Below are 22,765 nucleotides of genomic sequence, written 5' to 3'. Positions count from 1 at the left end.
GGTTCAAAGGGAGGTCATATCTATATGATTTATGCTCAACCGGGACAAGCGGGATCACTTATTACCTTTAAGAAACGTTATGACAACTTTATTGGTGGAAAGTGGACGCAGCCAGTTAAAGGTGAATACTTCGACAACGTGACCCCAGTGACAGGGCAGGTATTTTGTGAAGTGGCCCGGTCGACTGCTGATGATATCGAACTCGCTTTGGACGCAGCACATGCTGCCAAGGATCACTGGGGACGCACATCAGTTGGGGAGCGTTCCTTGATATTAAATCGAATTGCAGATCGGATGGAAGAGAATAAGGAATTACTGGCGGTTACCGAAACATGGGAGAACGGAAAGCCGGTACGTGAAACCATGGCGGCGGATATTGCGCTTGCAATTGATCATTTCCGTTATTTTGCCGGATGTATCCGCGCGCAAGAAGGTACGCTTAGTCAGATTGATGAGCACACCGTTGCGTATCACTTCCAAGAACCACTTGGAGTAGTTGGCCAAATCATTCCGTGGAACTTCCCGATCCTCATGGCCACATGGAAGCTAGCTCCCGCATTGGCTGCTGGCAACTGCGTAGTATTGAAGCCAGCGGAACAAACTCCCGTATCCATCCTGGTACTTACAGAGCTGATCGCTGACCTTTTGCCAGCTGGGGTTCTGAATATTGTAAACGGTTTCGGTTTGGAAGCAGGAAAGCCACTTGCCTCCAGTAACCGAATTGCCAAGATTGCGTTCACCGGCGAAACAACCACTGGACGACTCATCATGCAATACGCCTCGCAAAATATTATTCCGGTTACCTTGGAGCTAGGCGGCAAGTCTCCGAATATCTTCTTGGAAGATGTATGTAAGCAAGATGATGCGTTCTTTAATAAAGCGGTGGAAGGCTTCGTCATGTTCGCTTTGAATCAAGGAGAAGTCTGCACGTGCCCATCTCGCGCCTTAATTCAGGAATCGATTTATGACCAATTCATGGAACGCGCGATTGCTAGAGTCGCCCAGATCAATCAAGGCAATCCGCTTGATATGAGTACCATGATTGGCGCCCAAGCTTCACAAGAACAGGTTGAAAAAATCCTCTCCTATTTTGATATCGGTCGTCAGGAAGGTGCGCAGTGTCTGATCGGAGGAGAACGCAACGAGCTTGAAGGCGATCTCGCTGGTGGATATTACATCAAGCCGACGGTCTTTAAGGGAACGAACAACATGCGAGTCTTCCAGGAAGAGATTTTTGGTCCGGTTGTCTCCGTCACTACCTTCAAAGATCAAGCGGAAGCACTTGAACTCGCCAATGATACCCTTTACGGACTGGGTGCGGGTGTTTGGACTCGCGATACGAATACCGCCTACCGATTCGGTCGGGAAATTCAGGCTGGCCGTGTCTGGACGAACTGTTATCACGCCTATCCGGCGCATGCGGCGTTCGGAGGATACAAGGTATCTGGCATTGGACGTGAAACACACAAAATGATGCTTTCCCACTACCAACAAACCAAAAACCTCTTAGTCAGCTACAGCGAGGATGCGCTTGGTTTCTTTTAAGTAAAAAAGAAGAGGGAGGGGCTTCATGTCAGAGGTTCAGAAGGTTTTAGCCACCCAGAAAGCACTCCAGCTTATTGATCGTCTGAAAGAAAAATATGGCCCTCTTTTGTTCCATCAATCGGGTGGTTGCTGTGATGGAAGCTCGCCCATGTGCTATCCAGAAGGGGAATTTCTGGTCGGTGAGCATGATGTCTTGCTAGGTTCAATCGGTCAGTGTCCATTCTATATGAGCAAAGCACAGTATGAGTATTGGAAACATACACAGCTCATCATTGATGTGGTCCCAGGCAGAGGTGGCATGTTTTCGGTAGAAGGCCCGGAAGGCGTCCGTTTCCTTACGCGATCCCGTGTGTTTAGCGATCGAGAATACGCGATATTACAAGAGCGTGGGCAGGTGTGAATAAATTGACTTGCCAAGGTCAACCTACTTCTAGGAATGTAGACAACAGCTAAACAGAGGTGCAGTCAAAATGGATGAAAAAAATAACGAAAATCTATTCCCAACTGCCATGCGCGATATGGGAAATCCGGATGAAATGAGTCCGATTCAAGATCTAACGAACTCAGAAAGTACTTTTCCGGTTGTTGAAGTAACCAAACCGGTAAGTTTTGGGGAGCCAAATGAAATAAGAGAAACGGATCCTCTAAGCAAATTTCACGAAAATACGATTGAATAAGGAAGGAATGCCAAGAGCGCTCTTAGTGGGTGCTCTTTTTTGTGTTTTTCGGTTGGAACTTTTTATATCGTTCATCGTCCAAATAATGAGGTTGATCTGGGGGGAAATGGAAATGGGAAAAGCCTGCTTAATTTTCATTTTGTGTTGTTTTCTTTTGGGTTGTGGTAACACTGAGGAGAAGGGTACAGTTATGCAACCGAATAGCGACATTCAGAGTGTGGATAGCTATAAGTCTTTTGTTCAAAAGGTAGAATCCGGTATGCCTGTTCAATTGAAAAAAACGGATTATACTACGGAAGGTGACCCTATTACACATGAAGTGACGTATACTGGCAAAAGTCTTGAGTACATCCTAGATGATTCCAAGGATAAGTTCGGCCCAAGCAATAGAGGAAGGAAAACTTTCGTGTGCAAGGAGCTCGAAAAAAGATCTTCAACGGTAGGATTAGAATACATGTTAACAGGCTGTACAGGGGAAAGATCAGAAATTTGGTTACCAATGGAACAAGCAAATGATCCATCCGTTGTTGTACCAAAAGACTTTCATTTCAAAGTAAAATTTGGTGTTGAAGCAAAGAATGAGATCAATACATTCTCTGATTCCCTAACGAAAGATTTAATTAAAGATGGGGTTATCACCATACACAATTTTACATTTAAAAACGATGAATTAATTGAAATATATAACGAAATAAAAAAGGCAGATATTTTTTTAAAAAAAGAGTTGAATTCCAATACTTACTGCCGTCAAATTCCTTTTAACAGCTATGAGCTAAGTGTACAATTTAACGGACGATTTCAAACGTATACCTGGTCAGAAGAAAATTGTGGATTAACAAAGGATGCGCAGGACTTAACTCGTATCGTTCAGTTAATCAGGCGTATCGTGGAAAAAAAGGAACAATTTAAAAAACTTCCGGAATCAAGAGGAGGATATGATTAAGGTGTCATGACGTTTGTTTTGATCTGTGATTTCCTAAACTTTACAATTTGCAGAACATTTCCGTATACTGAAAAAAATACCGTTAGTATGAATCATGTACTCCCTTGTTTGCGCTGTTATGGGGGAGTTATTTCGTAAGGGGGCCTTGTGGTGGATCCAAGAGTAGCTCAAGTGTTGCGTGAACTGGAGACGTTCGGAATAGAATTTGATAGTCAGACGTCCAATAGAGAAGATCGGATGAGAAACGTGGTGCCCAAGACAGGGGAATACCTTGCTTTTCTTATCAAATGGAGACGCCCAAAGAAAGTGCTTGAAATTGGTACATCGAACGGTTACTCGACAATTTGGTTGGCAGAAGCAGCCCGATCAATTGGAACAAAGGTCGAGACGGTCGAATTAAGTCAGTCCAAAGCTGACATGGCCGCCGAGAACTTCGAAAAAAGCGGACTAGCCGATTGGATTAACCTACATCAAAGAGATGCAGGGGAATACCTTCAGGAGGCAGTTAGCGAATCCTATCCCTTGATCTTTCTGGATTCGGAACGAACCGAGTATCTAGGCTGGTGGGCCGATTTGAAGCGGGTACTTGAGCGAGGAGGGATCGTCATCGCGGATAACCTATTGTCCCATGCTTCTGAGTTTGGAGATTTTCTCGCGCACGTAAAGCAGGAGGAAGGGTTCGATGTCTTGGAGCTACCACTCGATCAAGGCTTACTTCTGATACATAAACATTAGACCTCTATTCTCCAAATAAAGAAAGAGCCAGCTACACAAGACGAATAGCTCGTGTAGACTGGCTTCTTTCTACTTAATACGCAGTCGGAATTGCTGTTCACCAAATGAAACCAATTCCATGTCAGGTTCACTAGCAAACTTAAGTTCTGCAAGCAACACACTGTCCTGCAAAACGTGAGCATAGCGCTCTAGTGCTGCTTTCAGCTGAGAATCAACATCAAGTGTCAGAATGATCCGTTTGTCAATCGGCAAATCCATTTTCTTGCGGGTATCCTGAATGACACGTACGATTTCCCGTACAATTCCTTCCTGTTCCAGTTCCTCTGTTATTGCCGTATTCAGAGCTACGTTCATTTGATAGCCGGATGCGGAAGCAAAGCCTTCCTTGCCAACCCTCTCCACAAGCAATTCATCCAGTGTAATTCGAACGTCTTCGCCTAATCGGGGAATTTCAAGGGATCCAGAGTCCACCGCTTGTTTTGCTTCAGAAGATGACAGTTCTTTTAACGCATTCTGAATCGGACCGACAAGTTTTCCGTATTTTTTTCCGGCAACTTTGAAGTTCAATTTTAATTGGTAGTTCACAAAGCTGCTCTCGCTTTGCTCTATACGAATACATTTTACGTTGATCTCATCCTTGATGATGTCAGCGAATCTATTCAAGTTGAAAGGGCGGTCCAGGGAGACAATCAGCTCGGACAGAGGCTGACGAGTCTTGATTCCTGCTTCGTTGCGGATATTACGCGCCAGCTCGACGATTTGACGAGCGGTTTCCATGTCATGCTCAAGTCCCTCATCAATAACTTCTGTGTTAACAGTCGGATAATCTGTAAGGTGAACGCTATTTCCACCATTGAGATTAAGATAGATGTCTTCCGCAATGAGCGGAGCATACGGCGCTATCATTCGAGCCAATGTCAAGAGAACCTCGTGGAGTGTGCGATATGCAGACACCTTGTCATCCGTCATTCCACTGCTCCAGAATCGATCACGCGAGCGGCGGATGTACCAATTACTCAGTTCGTCAACAAACGTCTCAATATGCTTCGCCGGATTCATGAAGTCGTATGTTTCAAGACCTTTGATCACGTAGTGCAGGGTCGAATTCAACCTAGAGATGATCCAGCGGTCTAGTTCGTTCACGGATGTTTTCGCTGTACCTTTCTCATGCTGATATTGATCAATCGTGGCATACAAGGTATAAAACGCATGCGTGTTCTGAATGGTATCAATGACCTTAAACTTCGCCTCGGCGACAATCCGCTTCGAAAAACGCTTGCTGTTCCAAGGCGCACTGTCTGAAAGCAAGGCCCAGCGGAACGCGTCTGCCCCGAATTCTTCGATAACTTCCCAAGGGTCAATGCCATTTCCTTTACTTTTGGACATCTTTTGACCGTTTTCATCGAGAACGTGTCCGGTTGAAATAACCGCTTTGTAAGGTGCTTTTCCGTTATACAGAGTCGATACTGCAAGCAAGCTGAAGAACCAGCCTCTTGTTTGGTCGATGCCTTCGGAAATCATGTCAGCCGGATACTGCTCCTGGAACTGTTTCTCGTCGCCATACGGGTGATGGTACTGGGCGAATGGCATCGAACCGCTGTCAAACCATACATCGATGACCTCGGGGGTTCTTACCATCGTTCCTTTGCACGAACATCGCAGCTTCACATGATCGACATAGGGTTTATGCAGTTCCAGGTTTTCAGCAATCGGCTCGACCGTTCTCTCATATAAATCTTTCGAGCTTCCCGGCGCATGCTCGGCGCCACAATCCTGACAAATCCAGATGTTAAGCGGAGTTCCCCAGTATCGATTCCGGCTGATATTCCAATCGACGAGTTCTTCCAGGAATTTGCCGAAACGACCTTCCTGTAAATGAGAAGGGTACCATTCGATTTGGCGGTTGTTTTCGATCAACTGATCCTTGATTGCCGTCGTTTTGATGAACCAGCTTTCCATAGCATAGTAGAGTAAGGGAGACTTGCAACGCCAGCAAAAAGGATAGCTGTGTTCATAGCGTTCTTTGGAGAACAATAAATGGCGATGAGACAAATCCTTAACGATATCGACGTCACAATCTTTGACGAAGCGTCCAGCGTAATCGACAACTTGATCCGTGTACCGCCCAGCCTGGTTCACAACATGAATGAAATCCAATTCGTGCTGACGGCATGTGCGATAATCGTCTTCCCCGTGAGCCGGTGCCATATGAACGATCCCGGTACCGCTTGTGTCGCTCACATATTCGGCATCTACAACGATATGTCCCTTGTTTACATGAAAATAACCAAACGGCGGCTCATATGCTGTTCCAACAAACTCCGAGCCTTTGTGAGTAGACAGGATTTCGTAATTTTCCTTGAACGCTTTTTCTACAAGATTTTTTGCCACCACATAGACTTCATCATTTTGTTTTACTCGCACGTAGTCGATCTCTTTGTTGATCGCTAATGCCACATTGGCAGGGAGTGTCCAAGGGGTGGTAGTCCATGCGAGAAAGATGTCCTGAGAGTTTTTGCTTCTGAATTTTACGGTAGCGCTCAAATCTTTCACGTCTTCGTATCCTTGGGCTACTTCATGAGAACTTAAGGTTGTTTGGCAGTCAGGACAGTAGGGGCTGACGCGATGGCCTTTATACAACAATCCTTTTTTATGGATTTCGGACAGGATGTGCCAGACGCTTTCGATATAGTCATTGGTCAATGTGACGTAGGGGTGATCCATGTCGGTCCAATACGCAATTCCCTCTGTAAGTTCACGCCATTGCTTCTCGTATTCAAACACGCTGTTTTTGCACTGCTGGACGAATTTAGCTACTCCGTAATTTTCGATCTCCTGTTTACCTGATATGCCCAACTGTTTTTCAACGCCAAGCTCAACAGGAAGACCGTGTGTGTCCCAACCGGCTTTGCGGACGACTCTGCAGCCGGACATTGTTTTATAACGGCCGATGAAATCTTTAATCACACGTCCAAGTACATGGCCGATGTGAGGCTGCCCATTGGCAGTAGGAGGTCCTTCGTAAAAGACAAAGTTCGGCTTGCCTTCCCGATTCTGAATCGATTTTTGAAACGTATCATTTTGTTTCCAGTGATGTAAGATACGAAGTTCCCGCGTCCTTGCTTTTTCTTTCACATCCACTTTTCTCATCATTTTCATCCTTTCTCAACTCCAAACTTGTAGAGAGTGACCCTAAGAAAAACAAAAAAATCTCGCCCCCTAAGGGACGAGATTTACTCTCGCGATACCACCCTTGTTCCGAGATGATCATTCCATCTGATCTCTCAGCAACTCATCTACGTACCATCATACGCGTCCCTTGTAACGGCGGGATCCCGGGTTAGCTTACTTCACAAGCTTCAGCTTTCCTTCTCGGAGAGGATATTCGGCTAAATCTTGAACGTTGGCTTTCAGCACAAGGCCAACTCTCTGGGGGACAAGGGGATTAGCGTACTCGTTCTCGTCAATGAATTTAATCAATTCGTTTTGTTATTTCTTGTTTTACATCACTTTCAATAAAATGTCAAATCGGAAATGCCCTACAAGGTCTTGGTAATAATCAAGTGAAGTTCTTTTTTCAGATCTAATTCATAAGGAGCCGCCGTTGGAGTTCCATCCGGTTCTTGCAGGATTCGAATGACGGGACGATGAACAGCGATTGGATCAACCTGGGAGACGATTCCGACATGACCTGTATTTAACTGCACAGTGGTGGATACCGGAAAAACCGAGATGTGGCGAAGGAAGATTTTCACCAAATCCAGATTGAAGTGAGTATTTCCCGCTGCCATGAGAAATTCCGTTGCTTCATTCGGATTATAGCCTTGTCGATAGGATCGAGGTGAGATTAAAGCGTCATACACATCCGCGATGGAAACAATTTGCGCATACTCATGAATTTCTTCGTTGCGAAGTTCTCGCGGGTACCCAATTCCAGCAAACCGTTCATGGTGTTGAAGGGCACAGTGGGCTGATAATAGGGAGATATCGTGCTCATAACGGAGAATTTGATAGCCATCCTCTGTGTGATTATTAATCCGTTTTCGTTCTTCGTCGGTGAGAGGTCCCTTTTTATTCCACAGCTCTTTGGGGAGATTGGTCATGCCGATATCAAAAAGCAGGGCTCCAATCCCTAAATCGATTAACTGATCCCGGTTGTAACCTTTGCTGATCCCCATAATCCCGGCGAGAACCGCGACATTAACAGAGTGATGAAACAAATAGCCGTCTAATGTATGCAGGTTGGCGAGATTCACCAAAACTTCTTTGCGCGAGCTTATATCAGTCAGAATATCACCGAAAACAGAGCGAAAAGTCTTCCCTAAGTCAGGTATGGAAGAACGTCCTTTCACTGTCGGGGAATCCATCAGTGTCGTCATGGTCTTGTAGACGCTTTCAACAGCCCTTTTGCGGGTCTCATCACGAATGATGTCTTCTGGAAAAATATCATCCGTATGTTTATCGTCTACATAAATCGTATCGATCCCCATATTTTTCAAGCGCTCAATAAAGCGTTCACTAAGTTCAATCCCTGTGCCTAGAAGGATGTTTCCGCTTTCGGTAAAAATCGTCTTGGCAATTCTGTCTCCTGGCTTAGCGTAGGAAATATGTACTTTACGCACGGAAAAAACCTACCTTCTCTCTCAGCTGAGCTACGCATTTCATAGTTATTATAGCAGAACTAGTATTTTTTACTAGGTTTCGCAAATGATAACTAGGAGGATGGATACAACTGGTAAGTGATGTGGCCTACGAATGAACTAATTCGTGTATAATACTTGCATGGAACATCACTGAGTTCACCGTAGACAGAAATAGGTAGGAGAGTTGAAGAAATGGCCATGTACGACAAGAATAAACCCTATGTGGTAAGTGAAGAACCAGGATTGAAAGAATACTGTGCTTGCGGCTTGACTGAGGGACCGCCCTATTGTGATGCCTCGCATATGGGCAAGGAGACGGGGAGGCGACCAATCCTTGTCAAAGTGACGGAACCGAGAGTGGTGTCGATTTGCGGTTGTGGCCGATCTGCCAAGCTGCCGTATTGTGATGGAAGTCATAACGAACAGAAATAACGAAATCCATAATAAAACCCACTCATCAGGAGCCTGCTTCCTATTGAGTGGGTGATCTTGGGTGGATTTAGGTTGTAAAGTAGGCACTTCCAGTACGATGAATCGAATGTGCGTTGTCTGTCGCGTGCACCGCGTGAGCAGACATTGGATGTGTGATGACGTGTGAGCTACGGGCTTGCTGATTGTACGGATGTTGGAACTCTTGCAGAGATTGAATCGCTTCTGGCGAAACCTGACCGTGAAAAACCAAAGCTGTAGGAGACACCATATCATTAGCAGCAGTATAACGTGGATTATTCCAAGCGCTTTGTACATTTTGGTTGGCGTATATAGAGCCTTGGTTTCCATGAGTGGTTCCGCCAGCAGTTCCATGCCAGTTAGAAGCGGTGTAAGCGGTAGTTGGAGTGTAAACGGGTGGGTTTACATGAGGGGTGCTCGCATAATGTTCATGGGCCATTGCTTGATGGTGATGAAAATGAGCTTGTCGCTGATGGAACTCAGCTTGTTGGCGATGAGCATGGGCTAATTCACGCAAGCGTGTTTGATGTTGGTGTATTTGATTCATGCTATTCTCCTCCAATGGAAGTTCATCTGGGCAAAACTACTGCCTTTCGAAGTATGTCCCAAAAAAATGGCTACATACATCTTTTGGTGAAAAAACCTAGAATCCTATTCGCAAATGAGGTAGAGTAAAATAATTGAATAGTACTGAAATATTTTTCACTGGAGGCAGACATGCGAATACAAGATATAGAAGTTTCTCGTCATGCAATTCCATTAAAGAAGCCTTTCAAAACAGCCTTGCGTACTGTTGACGTAGCGTATTTGATCGTCGTACGGGTCACCTGTGATAACGGAATCATTGGATACGGAGAAGCGCCTCCTACAGTCGTCATCACCGGAGACAGTTTAGAGAGCATTGAATCCGCTATCGTACATACCATAAAACCAGCCTTGATTGGCAAAAATCTAGTCTGTTATGAGCAAATATTCCAACTTCTTCACAAAGTATTGGTGGGGAACCCGAGTGCCAAAGCTGCGGTTGATATGGCTTTATACGACTGTATTGCCCAGAATGCGGGATTGCCGCTCTATAAGTTCCTAGGAGGATATCGTAACGAGTTGGAAACCGATTACACGGTGAGTGTGAATTCCCCGGAGGAAATGGGAGAAGACGCCGCGCAATATATACAGGACGGCTTTACGGTATTGAAAATCAAAGTGGGAAAAGACGACATTCGCCAGGACATCGTTCGAATCCAGGAAATTCGCAGGCGAGTGGGCGATCAGATTAAGATTCGACTGGATGCCAACCAAGGCTGGGAAGCCAAGGAAGCGATCCGTTCCATTCGTAAAATGGAGGATATGGGGCTCGATATCGAATTGGTGGAACAACCGGTGAAGGCTCACGACATCGTTGGTCTGAAGTCGGTCACAGAATCAGTGGGTACTCCGATCATGGCGGATGAAAGTGTGTTTAGTCCGTTGCAGGCATTCGAAGTCCTGAAGAATCGCGCCGCTGATTTGATCAACATCAAGCTGATGAAGGCTGGCGGCATTTACAAAGCGCAGATTATCAATTCCATGGCGGAAGAATGTGGTGTAGAATGTATGGTCGGCAGCATGATTGAGTCACGACTGGGCATTACCGCTGCGGCTCATTTTGCGGCAAGCAAGAAAAATATTACTCGCTTTGATTTTGACGCGCCATTAATGCTGGTTAGGGATTTGATTGAAGGTGGCGTTCAGTATCAGGGCCGCGTGATGACATTATCAGACCAACCTGGATTAGGCATTACTCGAATTCTTGCAGAATAGGGGGAAGATTCATGAGTGAACAGATAATCCTCAAACAAGTCCATGTAGCGGTTGCAACCTTATGGACGACACCCGAATCTCCTGAAGCTCTCGATCTGCCAGCTATTACATCACCTGTTGATATTCGTCAATGGCTAACCATGAGCGTGGAGGATCGGTTAGCGCTTCACGATAAGGATAAGGATCAGACGCAAGTATTATTTGGCTCGGTAGTGGAAGTTTTACGAGAAGAAGGGGATTGGTCGTATGTATTGGTCCCTGATCAGCCAACCATCAAAAATGATCGTGGTTACCCAGGCTGGATACCAAGCTGTCAGTTAAGTTCGTACGAGGCTGGAACGAAACATTCGAATTACATGGTGGTAAGCGTTCCGATTACGGTTCTCTACCATGCTGACCTGACAGAAGATATCGAAATTAGTTACAATACACAGCTTCCCGTGATTCGTATGTCTTCAGATTACGCGGAAGTGATTACACCACTTGGAATTCGCAAGATCAAAGCAGATGATGTCAAATTCATTGAGAATGAAGTGCCCAAGGGTAATGGAGATACGATTATACGCGAAGCCCAGCGTTTTCTGGGACTCCCTTATCTGTGGGGAGGAACGTCAGCGTTTGGCTATGATTGTTCTGGATTTGCCTTTTCTATGCACTTGGCCAATGGGATCACGATTCCACGCGACGCCTCTAATCAAGCCAAGGCTGGCAAACTTGTCGAGCCTGCTGACTTGCTGCCGGGAGATCTGGTCTTTTTTGCTTTTGAAGAAGGCAAGGGACGAGTTCATCACGTCGGAATCTATTTTGGAGACGGTAAAATGATCCATGCTCCTAGCACTGGGAAAGAAGTAGAGATCATCCCGATTAAAGGCTCGAAGTATGAGGTGGAGCACTGTATCTCACGCAGATATTGGGAATAACAAATAATGAAATAAACAAGTTGAGCTGTTCAACAAGATAGGAGATTACTGTGTTTCGGTACATTATGTATGTTTTTTTAGGAGCTTGTAGCTACGGGGTCTTATCGACTTTGGTGAAACTCGCGTATCAAGCGGGATTCCAGCCTGGTGACGTCGTTGGGGCCCAAAACTTTTTTGGGATGCTCATGATGCTCATTCCTTGGATTTTTATGCGCAAATCAACCATCTCCATGCAACAGTGGATGAAGCTCATCGGTGTTGGTTGTACATTAGGCCTAACAGGTATTTTGTATTACGCGTGCCTACAGTTTATGGACGCGTCTATTGCGATTGTGCTTCTTTTTCAATTTACCTGGATGGGGGTTCTATTGGAGGCTGGATTGCAACGGCGTTGGCCTTCCAAGGACAAATGGATCGTGCTTGGATTGTTATTGGTGGGGACATTCCTTGCGGCAGGAGTCATCGGGAAAGGAATGGAGTCTCTTAATCCTCTTGGGATCGTTCTTGGATTGCTATCAGCTTTAACCTATGCGCTGTTTATCCTGTTCAGTGGAAAAGTCGCAACCTCTGTTGATACATGGAGCAGAAGCGCGATCATGAGTATTGGTTCACTTTTGATTGTAGTCGTCACCTATCATCCTACCTTCTTATGGAGTGGAGCATTGACAGATGGACTGTGGATCTGGGGAATATTACTAGCGATCTTCGGTGTTTTGATTTCCACGCTTCTACTTAATTTAGGGGTTCCGCATATTGGAGTGGGCCTGGCGACGATCCTCGGCTCAGCAGAGCTGCCGACCGCTGTCCTCATGTCCAGTGTTGTCTTGGGAGAGTCTGTCAACATGATGCAATGGCTAGGTGTAATCCTTATCCTGTTCGCCATTTCGCTGCCGGAATGGAAACGAAGAAGAGAGACGCAAACTCAATAATCATCCATTGTAATAACGTAATGAATGACCAACACGGAATCATGTGTTGGTTTTTTCTTTGCGCCAGAAGCTTGGAATCGCCAAGTTTTCTTTGTATTTTCACGAAAAATCGATATCATGAAGATAGAAATTTGAATAAGCGTCATGGAAGAAAGGGACCGTATAAATGAATGTAGTAGAAACCATTCAGGAAGATGTACATAAATTAACCAAGCTTCTCCATACCTTGACCTCACAAAAACTAAGCACAATGGGCATTACACGTCCTCAAGCCTTAGTCATTCGTGAAGTCCTTGATCAAACCCAAACGATCGGTCAAATCAGCAAGGCGGTGGACTTATCCTACAGTACCGTCTCTGGTATCATCGATCGCCTGGAGAAGAACGGATACGTGCAGCGAACGCGGGATCAAGAGGATCGGCGAGTGGTCTGGATTGATAAAACCGAGAAAGTCAAAGAGATAGGGAAACTCATAAAAGAGATGCATGAACAGTATTATCAGGAAATCTTATCCAGTGTGAGTAAGGAAGAGTTGGAAGCTTTTCGCAAAACTTTACAAATCTTAACTTACAATTTAGAACAAAAAGCGATAAAATAGTAATTTCCACAAAAAAAACCCGTACATCGTATAGACATCAGATAACCTGCTCTCTATACTATTAGGGACAGGAAAATGATAACGAAGAGTAACGGAGTGAACGCTTTGAATAGTCCATTAGTTTCTGCCATCGGAGTCGTGTTTGTCGATTGTAAGGGGTTTGCCAATCAAAATTACCAAGCACAAACTCGCAATCTGGGGTCTATCCAATTTGTTCACGGTGGAGTTGTACGCAACGTCGTAGAGAACTTGGCAAGATTATCCGTTCCGACTTCTTTTGTCACGATGATTGATGAATCCGCAATGGGCAAAGAAGTAGTGGATAAATTAGAGAGTCTTCATATCAAGACCAACCATATTGCCTACGTAAAAGAAAAAGGGATGGGTTGGTGGCTAGCACTCTTAAATGAACATGGCAATTTGGCTGGATCGATCTCGCAGATGCCAGAACTGTCTGCGTTTGAAGATTACCTCATTCGTCATGGCGAAGAGATTGTGAAGAATTCTCGTAATCTTGTGCTAGAGCTTGATATGAATTATCCGATCGTCAAACGAATTCATGATTTAGCCGCCAAATATCAGGTTCCTCTCTATGGAATTCCTGGTAATCTCGACGTGATTATGCGTCACCGTGACGTTTTAAACGGACTTGCCTGCTTTATTTGCAATAACTATGAGGTGGATATGCTGTTGGGTCGTGATTTTAGCAATCAGCCACTTGAAACAAAATTGCAACTCCTTCAGGAACTTGTTCATGAGACACGGTTACAGCGTATGATTGTTACCCTTGGAGCACATGGAGCGGTGTATTATGACTCGCTTACTGGTGACAAGGGTCATCAAACAGTATTCCCAGTTCAACTAATTGATTCTAGCGGTGCAGGTGACTCGTTCTTCTCTGGCGCAGTAGCCTCTTTGGCAAGAGGAGCAAGTATTGGTGAAGCTGCTTTTGTCGGTACCAAGGTAGCAGGCTGGACGGTTGAACATCCGGCAAGCAACTGTCCTGATCTCGATGTGAAGATTAAAAACGATGAAGAGGTCAAAGAAGTTCTGTTAAAAGAAACGGTGTCTATCTAATTCAAGATAAAGGCTGTCCAATTCGTTTTCTTGACGAATGGAGAGCCATTTTTTTTGCTTTATAAAATTTTATTGGACAATCTCTTTAAACCCTATATAATTCGTGTTATGTGATTTCTGAAAATAAAGAATTAAACAAATATAATAGAATTAAGACTACTGCTCCTGGCTTTCGCGATGAGAAAATGATCGAGTGAACGGAATGAACAAGAGGTGAACCCTATGGAAAATATTTTGGAAGCAAAGAATGTTAAGCGAATTTTTGGCAAAGGCACAAGTGCTGTTTACGCTTTACAAGATGTTTCCTTAACCATACCGAAGAATCGGTTAGTCGTGCTAAAAGGCAGGTCTGGGTCGGGAAAAACAACTCTGCTTAACTTGCTGGGGGCTTTGGATTATCCAACAGAAGGGGACGTGATCTTTGAAGAGCAACGAATTAGTGGAATGACAGAGCGGGAACGGACGCTCATACGACGGAAGCGAATGGGCTTCGTCTTCCAATCCTTTGGTTTGTTGCCGCTGATGTCAGCCTTGGAGAATGTGGAATTTGGCCTGCGGATTGCCGGTGTTCCTCGGTCAGAGTGGAAGTCCCGAGCGATGGAGGCATTAGAATCCGTTGGTTTAGATAAACGAGCAAGCCATCGACCGTTCGAGATGTCAGGCGGTGAACAGCAGAGATGTGCCATAGCCCGCGCGATTGCTCACCGGCCAAGGCTTATCCTCGCCGACGAACCGACAGCAGAACTGGATAGCAAGATGACGATGTCGATTAGCCGCATGTTTAGTGAGTATGTTCGAAGTGAATCAATCAGTATTGTGATGACGACTCATGATCCAGCAGTAATGGAGGTAGCAGATGATGTATATGCGTTGGAAGACGGCACGGTCATTCATGCTCACACTTAGTTTGTTCTTGAGCGGTTGTTCAATTTTTCCAGCGGAAGAAGAAGTATTGGCGCCGCCGCTTGTAGAACCAACCGCTATCACGTATGAATTAGCCAAAGTGGCAAAAGGAGATATTACATACAGCGTCAAAGGCAATGCCAGTTTCACCACAGCCTCCAAGCACGAGTTGTCTTTTAAAGACCCTCAGGAGCGATTAAAGGAATTCCATGTCAAAATAGGCGACAAGGTAAAGAAGGGTCAGGTCATGGCTGAGCTAGATATGGGAGATATAGATCATAAGATTCAAGTGGCACAGCTCGAACTGAAAAAAGCCCAACTGGCTGTTCACGAACTTGAATCGGATCAAAACCGGACTTTTCAACTGCAGGCTGCCAAAGTGGAACTGGCCAAAGCAGAACTGGAAGCCAAGGTGAGCGAAACCAAGCTAGCCTACATGGAAGTCGAGAAAGCCCGTCTTAAGGTACAAGAGTTGCAGGACAATAAAGAGAAACAATACGCGCTGGAAAAGGCCAGGTTGGAAATTCGCTCGAAAGAACTTGATTTGGCTACACTGCAACGCAAGAAAATCGAATCTCAGTTGACCTCGCCGATTGACGGTGAAGTCGTGTTTGTCAGTAATTCAGCGATTGGTGACAAGCTTGAGCCTTATCAATCCCTCATGACAATCGCAGATACGGGACAATTGCAAATTCTCTACACGGCGCGTGATCCGCAAGCCATCAAAGATGTCGAAATAGGTATGCCCGTCACGCTCTCGATCACGAACCAGAGCCAACAGACAGGAAAAGTTGTGCAAACCCCTCGAAATCTCCCACCTAACCTTACTTCAGAAGCGCAGGAGTATTATCGGCGTAGCATCATCATCCGAACAGACGGACTTACATCCGCAGTCGCACTTGGGACTTCCGTAGAAATTGAAGTCATTATCCAGAAACACGCCAATACCTTGGTGATTCCAAGAAATGCGTTAAAAGACTTTTCAGGGCGTAAATTTGTACAGGTCATGCAAGGAAAAAGCAAAAAAGAGGTAGATGTGGAGGTCGGAATCGAGAATCCTACGGAAGTTGAGATTCTTAAGGGGTTACATGAGGGAGATCTCGTCATTCTCGAGTAGATGGAGGTAAGAATGGCTTCATTATTCGTCATGATTATACGCCGAATGCTGCGCAATCGTTGGCTGGTTGCAAGCCTATTAACAGGGATCGTGATTGCGGTTGCCCTCGTATCGAGTATTCCTGCGTTTACGTCAGGAGTTCTACAGCGGATGCTGTTCAAGGATTTGGAGGATTACCAACAGCATGTCGGCAACCTTGTGGGCGGGCTGAATATCGATCTACATTTTAATAAGCAAAAACCAGAGAATCTGGTTATTTTCCAATCGCTGGAGAGTGATTTAGTGGATGAAGCAGACTCTCAAATTGGACTTCCTGTTTTATCCAGAGTAACGATTCTTCATACACTTCCGTTCGCGATTACCTATGATCGCAATGGTCATGTGGGAGAGCGAGTCTTGGGCAACGAACCCAAACTGATTTCTTTTAGTCAAATGGAACAGCACATTGAGATCGTGGATGGTCGACTTCCCAATCCTCATATCGAGAAGGGAATTATAGAGACAATCATCCCGGAGAAAACACTGGCGGAAAGACAAATTGTCTTAGGTCAAACCTTTCATCTGCAAAGCGCAAATAACGGCGGCAAAGAGCTTTTAATCAGGCCAGTCGGAATTTTTAAAGCAAAGGCTGGAGCCGATCCTTACTGGTTCGCCACACCAGAAAGTTATTCGTCCTGTTTTATCGTCGATGAACGATTGTTTCGTGAGCAGTTTCTTCAATCGGATGGTTCCTTCTTTTCAGAGGCCAGATTTTATACGGCGTACGATTACCATGCGGTCAGAATTCAGCAGGTGGATCAGTTAAAAGCGATTCAGGCCACGTTAAAGGATAAAGTGCAACAACAGGGTGTAAAAGATTCAGAATATAGCTATACGTTTCCAATCTCATCGTTAATGGAGCAATATCAGGAAAAGAAGGCGCAGTATCACAAAATCCTTTGGACTCTGTTTGTACCCGTATTGGTCATGCTTGCGCTGTACCTTATCATGGTATCGGGTCTTATTATTGATCGACAGCGCTCTGAGATTGCCGTTTTGAGTAGTCGTGGCGCTTCCCGAACGCAAATGATCAGAATCTACCTGCTTGAAACTAGCTTGCTTGGTTTACTTGCGTTACTAGTGGGACCCCCGCTTGGATTAGTGCTCAGCAAAATGTTGGGCGTATCGAATGGGTTTTTGCAGTTTGTTAGTCGTAAAGCGTTGCCAATCTACTTGTCTTCACAGATGTACACGTATGCGATACTCGCGGTTTTGGCATGTATTGTCATTGTGATGCTGCCTGTTATTCAGGCAACCAGACAGAACATTGTGACATTCAAACAAGCGTCAGCTCGCCAAGTTAGAAACGTGTTTTGGCATACCTACTTCTTCGACGTGCTGTTGCTTGGGATTTCAGTTTACGGGTGGTATTCCTATCGTCAGAAACTAACAGCAGTGTCAGTAGTCGGTAAAGCGGGCAAGCAATTAGAGATGGATCCCTTATTGTTTTTTGTCCCAGCCATATTTGTTGTGGGACTCGGATTGTTTCTCTTGCGGTTCTACCCGTATCTGATCCGATTAATCTACTGGATAGGTCGAGCGGTTTGGCCGCCTACGATGTATTCGACGTTAATCCAGGTTGGGCGATCCTCGGTGCAGTACCAATTCCTCATGGTGTTTATTGTCATGACAATCGCGGTTGGTTTATTCTCGGCAGGGGCCGCGAGAACCTACAATCAGAATTTGGAGGATGAACGCAGGTATGAGAGTGGAGCCGATATGACACTTCAAGTAGAGTGGACAAACGACAAGCCAGTCCAACTTGTTATACGCGGCTCCAAAAACCAGGAAGGACCCGAGGAGAAGACCAAGCCAACCGTCGTTACTTATCAGGAGCCCCCATTTGAACCGTATGCGGATTTGCCCGGTGTCGAGCATGCCGCCAAAGTGTTTCGCAAGGATTTAGCCGAAGTCAGCACGAACGGCAAGGATTATATTCAAACGGAATTGATGGGAATACAACCCAAAGAGTTTGGGCAAACGGCTTGGTTTAAACCGAATTTGTTGCCACATCATTGGTTCGAATATTTAAATCTGTTAGCCAAAGAACCAAGTGCGATCCTGATATCCCAATCGGTCGCGGATAAAATGCACGTCGATGTAGGACATACCCTATCTGTTACCTGGAAGGATGGCCGCAAAGCCGATTGTATTATCTACGCCATCATCAACTATTGGCCGGCATGGAACCCGCTAACAAACGGAACAGCTTCATCATCAGACAAGCCGCTTCTGATCGTAGGAAATCTTGAATACTTTCAGCAAAAGATCAATCTCGAACCGTATGAAGTATGGTTGAAAATGAAGCCGAATGTGTCCAGCCAGGCTATCTATCAGAACCTGAAAGAACAACATATTCCTCTGCTGGGATTGACAGATACCAGACAAGAGATGATCCAGGTCAAGAACAGCGCGTTTCTGCTCGGGCTAAACGGCGCAATGACCCTTGGCTTTCTCATTTCGATGGGAATTACGCTAATCGGCTTTATTCTGTATTGGGTTCTGACGTTGTTTGCCCGCAAGCTGCAATACGGGGTGTTAAGAGCGTTAGGCATGTCGTTTTGTCAGCTTGTCATGATGCTGGCTTGGGAGCAGTTGTTGACCTTTGGAATGGCCTGTATCCTGGGAATCATGATCGGAAAAGTATGCAATCTGTTATTCCTGCCACTGTTTTCCCTGTACTTCAACAAGAGCGCCCAAGTGCCACCGTTTGAGATTATCACACTGGCCACCGATGAAGGGATTGTCTATGGTTTTGTCGGGTTTAGTCTCGTCGTTGGGCTCGCGATCCTGATGTCCATCCTGTCGAGATTCAGCATTCATCAAGCCGTCAAGCTAGGGGAGGACTAGAATGAACAAGACAATAATTCAGTGTGAGAACCTGGTCAAGATCTTTAAGATAGCCGACCTGGAGGTAGTCGCGCTCCAAGGGCTGGATCTGACGGTAGAAAAAGGCGAACTGATGGGGATCATCGGAAATAGCGGAAGCGGCAAATCCACGCTCTTGAATATGCTGGGTGGCTTGGATCGTCCATCTGCAGGGAAGTTATACGTAGATGGGCAAGATCTCTTTCGCTTAACCGATGCCCAGTTAGTTGAATACAAACTGAACAAGGTTGGATTCGTTTGGCAAAATAACGCGCGCAACCTTATTCCGTATCTAACAGCCCTGCAAAATGTTGAACTCCCCATGCTTCTATCGGGAAAGAAAAATCGTTCATGGGCGAAGGAACTGCTCCAAATGGTAGGTTTGGGGCACCGTTTACACAACCAACTCGATCAGCTGTCTGGCGGGGAGCAGCAACGCGTCGCCATTGCGATTGCGTTAGCGAACCACCCGCAAGTTTTGCTGGCAGATGAACCAACAGGCAGCGTCGATACCAAAACATCCGCATTGATTCTCGATTTGTTTCGAGAGTTGAATCGCTCTTTGGGACTTACTGTGGTAATCGTCACCCATGACATGCAGCTTGCCAAAAAAGTAAATCGTGTCGTATCCATTCGTGACGGCAAAACCTCAAGCGAGTTTATTCGAAGCCAGTGTCAGGAGCAGGAAGATTCCCAAGCGGAATCACAGGAGGAATCTCACGAGGAATTGGCTGTACTCGATCATGCCGGACGATTGCAAATCCCCCAAGAATTCTTGCAATCCATTGGTCTTGAAGATAGCAACCGACTACGGATCGAATTGGAAGAAGGAAGAATTGTATTGTTGCCGCCTACGGTGAAGCGGGTGTAAACCTCTCGATAGCAAGAGAGGTATTTTTTTTGAACTTTTGGTGTAACATCTATCACATGTTACGGATGAGTGATATGATAGCAAATATTGTAGGTTACTTCCAAAATACGACAAGGAAATAAATCAAAATGTTCCTTTTCTAAACTGGATCAGACAAAATAGGAAAGTTTTGCTTATAATATAATCGGGTATAGGAAGAGAGTTAGGGGAATCTCGACCTATTTTTGACGATTGGATAGATAAATCGGTTTGTACGCCCGCGTCTGTACAAGTCCTATTTAGCCAGATATAGAAAATCAAGACTTATATTCCGAAGATAAACAGACAGGGCTGGAGTGGTGAAGATGATTAACGCGAACTACAGTGACATCAAACTCATTGCTTCATTGGGGAAGCTGAGAGAAATTTGCAAAGATTGGCCAAGTGCGGAGCCTTATATAGAGACACTTGAAAAAGATATGTATGAATCATTGCAAGAGTTGTCAGACCTGAAGTGGGCTATGGATCTGTCAACCATTGTGGCCATTACGGATGTAACTGGAAAAATTCTGTATGCGAATGATAAATTCTGTGAAGTCTCCAAGTATTCAAGGGATGAATTGGTGGGAAGAAACCACAAAATTTTGAATTCCGATTACCATGATCAGGAATTCTTCCAGAATCTCTGGGAAACCATTATGCGTGGTGAGGTATGGTGTGACGAGATTCGCAACAAAGCGAAGGATGGTTCGTATTATTGGGTAAAAACGACAGTTGTACCGATATTGGATGAGGATGGAAAGCCTTATCAGTTTATCTCTCTTCGTACGGATATAACCCAGGGAAAAATAGCTGAGGAGAAATATCGAGACTCCTTAAAGAACGATTTTCATAGGACCGTCGACGCGCTTCACAGCCTTGTCTATAAAATGAAAAAAACCAAAGATGGTAAGAAAGTCTATACGTTATTCGAAGGGAAGCTGGTGCGTCAGCTGGAGCTAAAAACCTCTGATCCTTACGAAAAGACCGCGTTGGAGGTTTACGGAGCTGAGTTGGCGGAAGAATTGGAGAAGGTACACGACCGAGCCTTTTCCGGAGAATGTGTTACCTATACAGTTAAGTACAATAACGGCTATTATCAGACCACCTTATCGCCAATCATCATGAATGGCAAGGTGCAAGAAATCATTGGTTCATCAAGCGATGTGACTGAATTGATCAATGCCGAAAACATTATTCGTCACATGGCGTATCATGATCCGTTGACGGACCTGATGAACCGCTACAAATTTATTGAGGACTTGTCACAAGCGATTAAACATGCTGAGAGGAACCAAGAGAAGCTGGCGATCATGTTTCTTGATTTGGATCGATTCAAACAGATTAATGATTCACTTGGCCATTCGGTTGGTGATAATCTGCTGAGACACGTATCGAAGTGCTTGGAGGATGCGATTCTTCAGTTTAAAGGGTGCTCGCTGTACCGTGTAGGTGGGGACGAATTTATTTTTCTGTTGAGGAATCTGTCGGAGAAGAGCGAAGCAATGAACATCGCCAAGCTACTTCTCAGTGTTTTTCATACAGCTAGTTGTGTGGATGAACATGAGTTCTTTATTACGGGGAGTATTGGCATCAGCATCTATCCGGAGAGTGGTCAGGACGGTGAAACCCTGATGAAGAATGCGGATACAGCCATGTATTACGCCAAGAATCGGGGGAGAAACACCTTCAGTCTGTATACGCCTGAGATGAACGAGAAATATAACGAACATCTTCAATTAGAGGTTGATCTTCGAAAAGCGATTAAGAACGAGGAACTTTTCCTTGTGTATCAGCCTAAAGTTGATATTCGCAGTGGTCTAATGGTTGGGATGGAAGCGTTGGTTCGGTGGGTACATCCTACCTTTGGGTTTATTTCTCCGGCACAATTCATCCCCATAGCAGAAGAGACCGGATTAATCGTTTCCTTGGGTGAATGGGTCTTACATAAGGCCTGCCAGCAGAACAAAGATTGGATTGATGCAGGTTATCCTTCGCTGTGTGTCAGCGTGAACGTTTCGGCATTACAAATCCAGCGGACCAATTTTGTTGAAACGGTTAAACGCATCATTGGGATAACTGGGATTAACCCAGCCTTGGTGGAATTGGAAATCACCGAAAATAGTATGATGGAAAACACAGAAGAGTGTATTGGAACCTTGATGAAATTAAAACAGATTGGTATTTCGATCTCCATTGACGATTTTGGGACAGGATATTCTTCTCTAAGCTATTTAAAACGTTTTCCCATTAATGCACTGAAGATTGATCAATCTTTTGTCAGAGAGATCATGTCAGATGCGGACGATGCCGCCATTGTCAAAACCGTCATTAATTTGGCTCACAACATGAACCTGAAGGTGATTGCTGAAGGAGTCGAAAGTCAGGAAGCCTTTGAGTATCTAAAAAAGCAACGATGTGATCAGCTGCAAGGCTATTACATTAGTAAACCTTTGCCAAGCAGTGAGTTTGAACAACTTCTCGTCAAACAAAAGGAAAGCATCAACAAGTCTGGATCTCGCCACAAGAAAAACACTTTTGCTTGAGGGCAGTTTAATGGATGTTATCTTACTCACATAGCCTGCCGCTTTCTCGTTTATCCTATGGAGGATTGAAACAAAATCCATCCAAG

19 protein-coding genes and 1 other annotated feature are annotated in these 22,765 nt (G+C 45.0%); of the genes, 16 read left to right on the top strand and 3 right to left on the bottom strand.

Annotation, left to right across the window (positions count from 1 at the left end; translation table 11 throughout):
- Positions 1–24: 24 nt before the first annotated feature.
- The 5 genes from adh to ACQCN2_RS06790 all read left to right on the top strand — a co-directional run bounded on the left by adh (position 25) and on the right by ACQCN2_RS06790 (position 3,900).
- A complete protein-coding gene (gene adh, locus ACQCN2_RS06810; protein ID WP_426928135.1) occupies positions 25–1,545 on the top strand; it encodes an aldehyde dehydrogenase in 1,521 nt (506 codons plus the stop codon).
- Between the two features lie 25 nt (positions 1,546–1,570).
- Positions 1,571–1,945, top strand: coding sequence for a DUF779 domain-containing protein (locus ACQCN2_RS06805; protein ID WP_426928134.1), 375 nt, complete (start codon positions 1,571–1,573; stop codon positions 1,943–1,945).
- 70 nt (positions 1,946–2,015) lie between these two features.
- Entirely contained in the window at positions 2,016–2,222 is a 207-nt protein-coding gene (locus ACQCN2_RS06800; protein ID WP_426928133.1) for a hypothetical protein, read from the top strand.
- 112 nt (positions 2,223–2,334) lie between these two features.
- A complete protein-coding gene (locus ACQCN2_RS06795; protein WP_426928132.1) occupies positions 2,335–3,165 on the top strand; it encodes a DUF4362 domain-containing protein in 831 nt (276 codons plus the stop codon).
- 150 nt (positions 3,166–3,315) lie between these two features.
- Positions 3,316–3,900 (top strand): O-methyltransferase, encoded by a 585-nt coding sequence (locus tag ACQCN2_RS06790; protein ID WP_426928131.1) that lies wholly within the window; start codon positions 3,316–3,318, stop codon positions 3,898–3,900.
- 69 nt (positions 3,901–3,969) lie between these two features.
- On the opposite strand, the gene ileS is transcribed toward ACQCN2_RS06790, so the two are convergent.
- Together ileS and ACQCN2_RS06780 are read right to left on the bottom strand one after the other, a co-directional pair.
- On the bottom strand, positions 3,970–7,050 hold the full coding sequence (gene ileS, locus ACQCN2_RS06785; RefSeq protein ID WP_426928191.1) for an isoleucine--tRNA ligase: 3,081 nt from the start codon (positions 7,048–7,050) through the stop codon (positions 3,970–3,972).
- 69 nt (positions 7,051–7,119) lie between these two features.
- Positions 7,120–7,376 (bottom strand) — a binding site (T-box leader).
- 63 nt (positions 7,377–7,439) lie between these two features.
- Positions 7,440–8,522, bottom strand: a complete 1,083-nt coding sequence (locus tag ACQCN2_RS06780; RefSeq protein ID WP_426928130.1) for an HD-GYP domain-containing protein — start codon at positions 8,520–8,522, stop codon at positions 7,440–7,442.
- Positions 8,523–8,735: 213 nt separating this feature from the next.
- Here ACQCN2_RS06780 and ACQCN2_RS06775 point away from each other — a divergent pair, with 213 nt between their 5' ends.
- Positions 8,736–8,975, top strand: a complete 240-nt coding sequence (locus tag ACQCN2_RS06775) for a CDGSH iron-sulfur domain-containing protein (protein ID WP_426928129.1) — start codon at positions 8,736–8,738, stop codon at positions 8,973–8,975.
- A gap of 67 nt (positions 8,976–9,042) precedes the next feature.
- Here the strand turns inward: ACQCN2_RS06775 and ACQCN2_RS06770 are convergent, their stop codons facing one another.
- The gene (locus tag ACQCN2_RS06770) at positions 9,043–9,540 is read right to left on the bottom strand and encodes a hypothetical protein (RefSeq protein WP_426928128.1); all 498 of its coding nucleotides are present in this window, start codon (positions 9,538–9,540) and stop codon (positions 9,043–9,045) included.
- Between the two features lie 170 nt (positions 9,541–9,710).
- Here ACQCN2_RS06770 and ACQCN2_RS06765 point away from each other — a divergent pair, with 170 nt between their 5' ends.
- The 10 genes from ACQCN2_RS06765 (at position 9,711) to ACQCN2_RS06720 (ending at position 22,679) form a co-directional block, all read left to right on the top strand.
- Positions 9,711–10,793, top strand: a complete 1,083-nt coding sequence (locus tag ACQCN2_RS06765) for a mandelate racemase/muconate lactonizing enzyme family protein (protein ID WP_426928127.1) — start codon at positions 9,711–9,713, stop codon at positions 10,791–10,793.
- Positions 10,794–10,804: 11 nt separating this feature from the next.
- Positions 10,805–11,713 carry a C40 family peptidase gene (locus tag ACQCN2_RS06760; RefSeq protein ID WP_426928126.1) on the top strand — a complete coding sequence of 303 codons (909 nt, stop codon included), beginning with the start codon at positions 10,805–10,807 and terminating at the stop codon, positions 11,711–11,713.
- 50 nt (positions 11,714–11,763) lie between these two features.
- Complete coding sequence (locus ACQCN2_RS06755; protein ID WP_426928125.1) at positions 11,764–12,642, top strand: EamA family transporter; 879 nt, start codon at positions 11,764–11,766, stop codon at positions 12,640–12,642.
- A gap of 166 nt (positions 12,643–12,808) precedes the next feature.
- Entirely contained in the window at positions 12,809–13,240 is a 432-nt protein-coding gene (locus tag ACQCN2_RS06750) for a MarR family winged helix-turn-helix transcriptional regulator (RefSeq protein ID WP_426928124.1), read from the top strand.
- A gap of 105 nt (positions 13,241–13,345) precedes the next feature.
- Positions 13,346–14,317 carry a PfkB family carbohydrate kinase gene (locus tag ACQCN2_RS06745; protein ID WP_426928123.1) on the top strand — a complete coding sequence of 324 codons (972 nt, stop codon included), beginning with the start codon at positions 13,346–13,348 and terminating at the stop codon, positions 14,315–14,317.
- 222 nt (positions 14,318–14,539) lie between these two features.
- Complete coding sequence (locus ACQCN2_RS06740; RefSeq protein ID WP_426928122.1) at positions 14,540–15,223, top strand: ABC transporter ATP-binding protein; 684 nt, start codon at positions 14,540–14,542, stop codon at positions 15,221–15,223.
- Positions 15,174–16,337, top strand: a complete 1,164-nt coding sequence (locus ACQCN2_RS06735) for an efflux RND transporter periplasmic adaptor subunit (protein ID WP_426928121.1) — start codon at positions 15,174–15,176, stop codon at positions 16,335–16,337. The genes ACQCN2_RS06740 and ACQCN2_RS06735 overlap by 50 nt, the downstream gene beginning before the upstream one ends.
- 12 nt (positions 16,338–16,349) lie before the next feature.
- The gene (locus tag ACQCN2_RS06730) at positions 16,350–19,226 is read left to right on the top strand and encodes an ABC transporter permease (protein ID WP_426928120.1); all 2,877 of its coding nucleotides are present in this window, start codon (positions 16,350–16,352) and stop codon (positions 19,224–19,226) included.
- 13 nt (positions 19,227–19,239) lie between these two features.
- Positions 19,240–20,115, top strand: a complete 876-nt coding sequence (locus tag ACQCN2_RS06725) for an ATP-binding cassette domain-containing protein (RefSeq protein ID WP_426928190.1) — start codon at positions 19,240–19,242, stop codon at positions 20,113–20,115.
- A 344-nt stretch (positions 20,116–20,459) separates the two neighbouring features.
- Complete coding sequence (locus tag ACQCN2_RS06720) at positions 20,460–22,679, top strand: sensor domain-containing protein (protein ID WP_426928119.1); 2,220 nt, start codon at positions 20,460–20,462, stop codon at positions 22,677–22,679.
- The last annotated feature ends 86 nt before the right edge of the window (positions 22,680–22,765 follow it).

It is taken from the genome of Brevibacillus ginsengisoli, from assembly GCF_050113715.1.
Classification (GTDB): domain Bacteria; phylum Bacillota; class Bacilli; order Brevibacillales; family Brevibacillaceae; genus Brevibacillus_H; species Brevibacillus_H ginsengisoli.
Note: the sequence above shows the minus strand (reverse complement) of the source record. Positions and strands in the feature narration are given on the sequence as shown.

Excerpts from the sequence above, each read along its gene's own strand:
- adh (WP_426928135.1), top strand. The coding sequence starts at position 25 with ATGATTTATGCTCAACCGGGACAAGCGGGATCACTTATTACCTTTAAG.
- ACQCN2_RS06805 (WP_426928134.1), top strand. The coding sequence starts at position 1,571 with ATGTCAGAGGTTCAGAAGGTTTTAGCCACCCAGAAAGCACTCCAGCTT.
- ACQCN2_RS06800 (WP_426928133.1), top strand. The coding sequence starts at position 2,016 with ATGGATGAAAAAAATAACGAAAATCTATTCCCAACTGCCATGCGCGAT.
- ACQCN2_RS06795 (WP_426928132.1), top strand. The coding sequence starts at position 2,335 with ATGGGAAAAGCCTGCTTAATTTTCATTTTGTGTTGTTTTCTTTTGGGT.
- ileS (WP_426928191.1), bottom strand. The coding sequence starts at position 7,050 with ATGAGAAAAGTGGATGTGAAAGAAAAAGCAAGGACGCGGGAACTTCGT.
- ACQCN2_RS06775 (WP_426928129.1), top strand. The coding sequence starts at position 8,736 with ATGGCCATGTACGACAAGAATAAACCCTATGTGGTAAGTGAAGAACCA.
- ACQCN2_RS06770 (WP_426928128.1), bottom strand. The coding sequence starts at position 9,540 with ATGAATCAAATACACCAACATCAAACACGCTTGCGTGAATTAGCCCAT.
- ACQCN2_RS06765 (WP_426928127.1), top strand. The coding sequence starts at position 9,711 with ATGCGAATACAAGATATAGAAGTTTCTCGTCATGCAATTCCATTAAAG.
- ACQCN2_RS06760 (WP_426928126.1), top strand. The coding sequence starts at position 10,805 with ATGAGTGAACAGATAATCCTCAAACAAGTCCATGTAGCGGTTGCAACC.
- ACQCN2_RS06750 (WP_426928124.1), top strand. The coding sequence starts at position 12,809 with ATGAATGTAGTAGAAACCATTCAGGAAGATGTACATAAATTAACCAAG.
- ACQCN2_RS06740 (WP_426928122.1), top strand. The coding sequence starts at position 14,540 with ATGGAAAATATTTTGGAAGCAAAGAATGTTAAGCGAATTTTTGGCAAA.
- ACQCN2_RS06735 (WP_426928121.1), top strand. The coding sequence starts at position 15,174 with ATGATGTATATGCGTTGGAAGACGGCACGGTCATTCATGCTCACACTT.
- ACQCN2_RS06730 (WP_426928120.1), top strand. The coding sequence starts at position 16,350 with ATGGCTTCATTATTCGTCATGATTATACGCCGAATGCTGCGCAATCGT.
- ACQCN2_RS06720 (WP_426928119.1), top strand. The coding sequence starts at position 20,460 with ATGATTAACGCGAACTACAGTGACATCAAACTCATTGCTTCATTGGGG.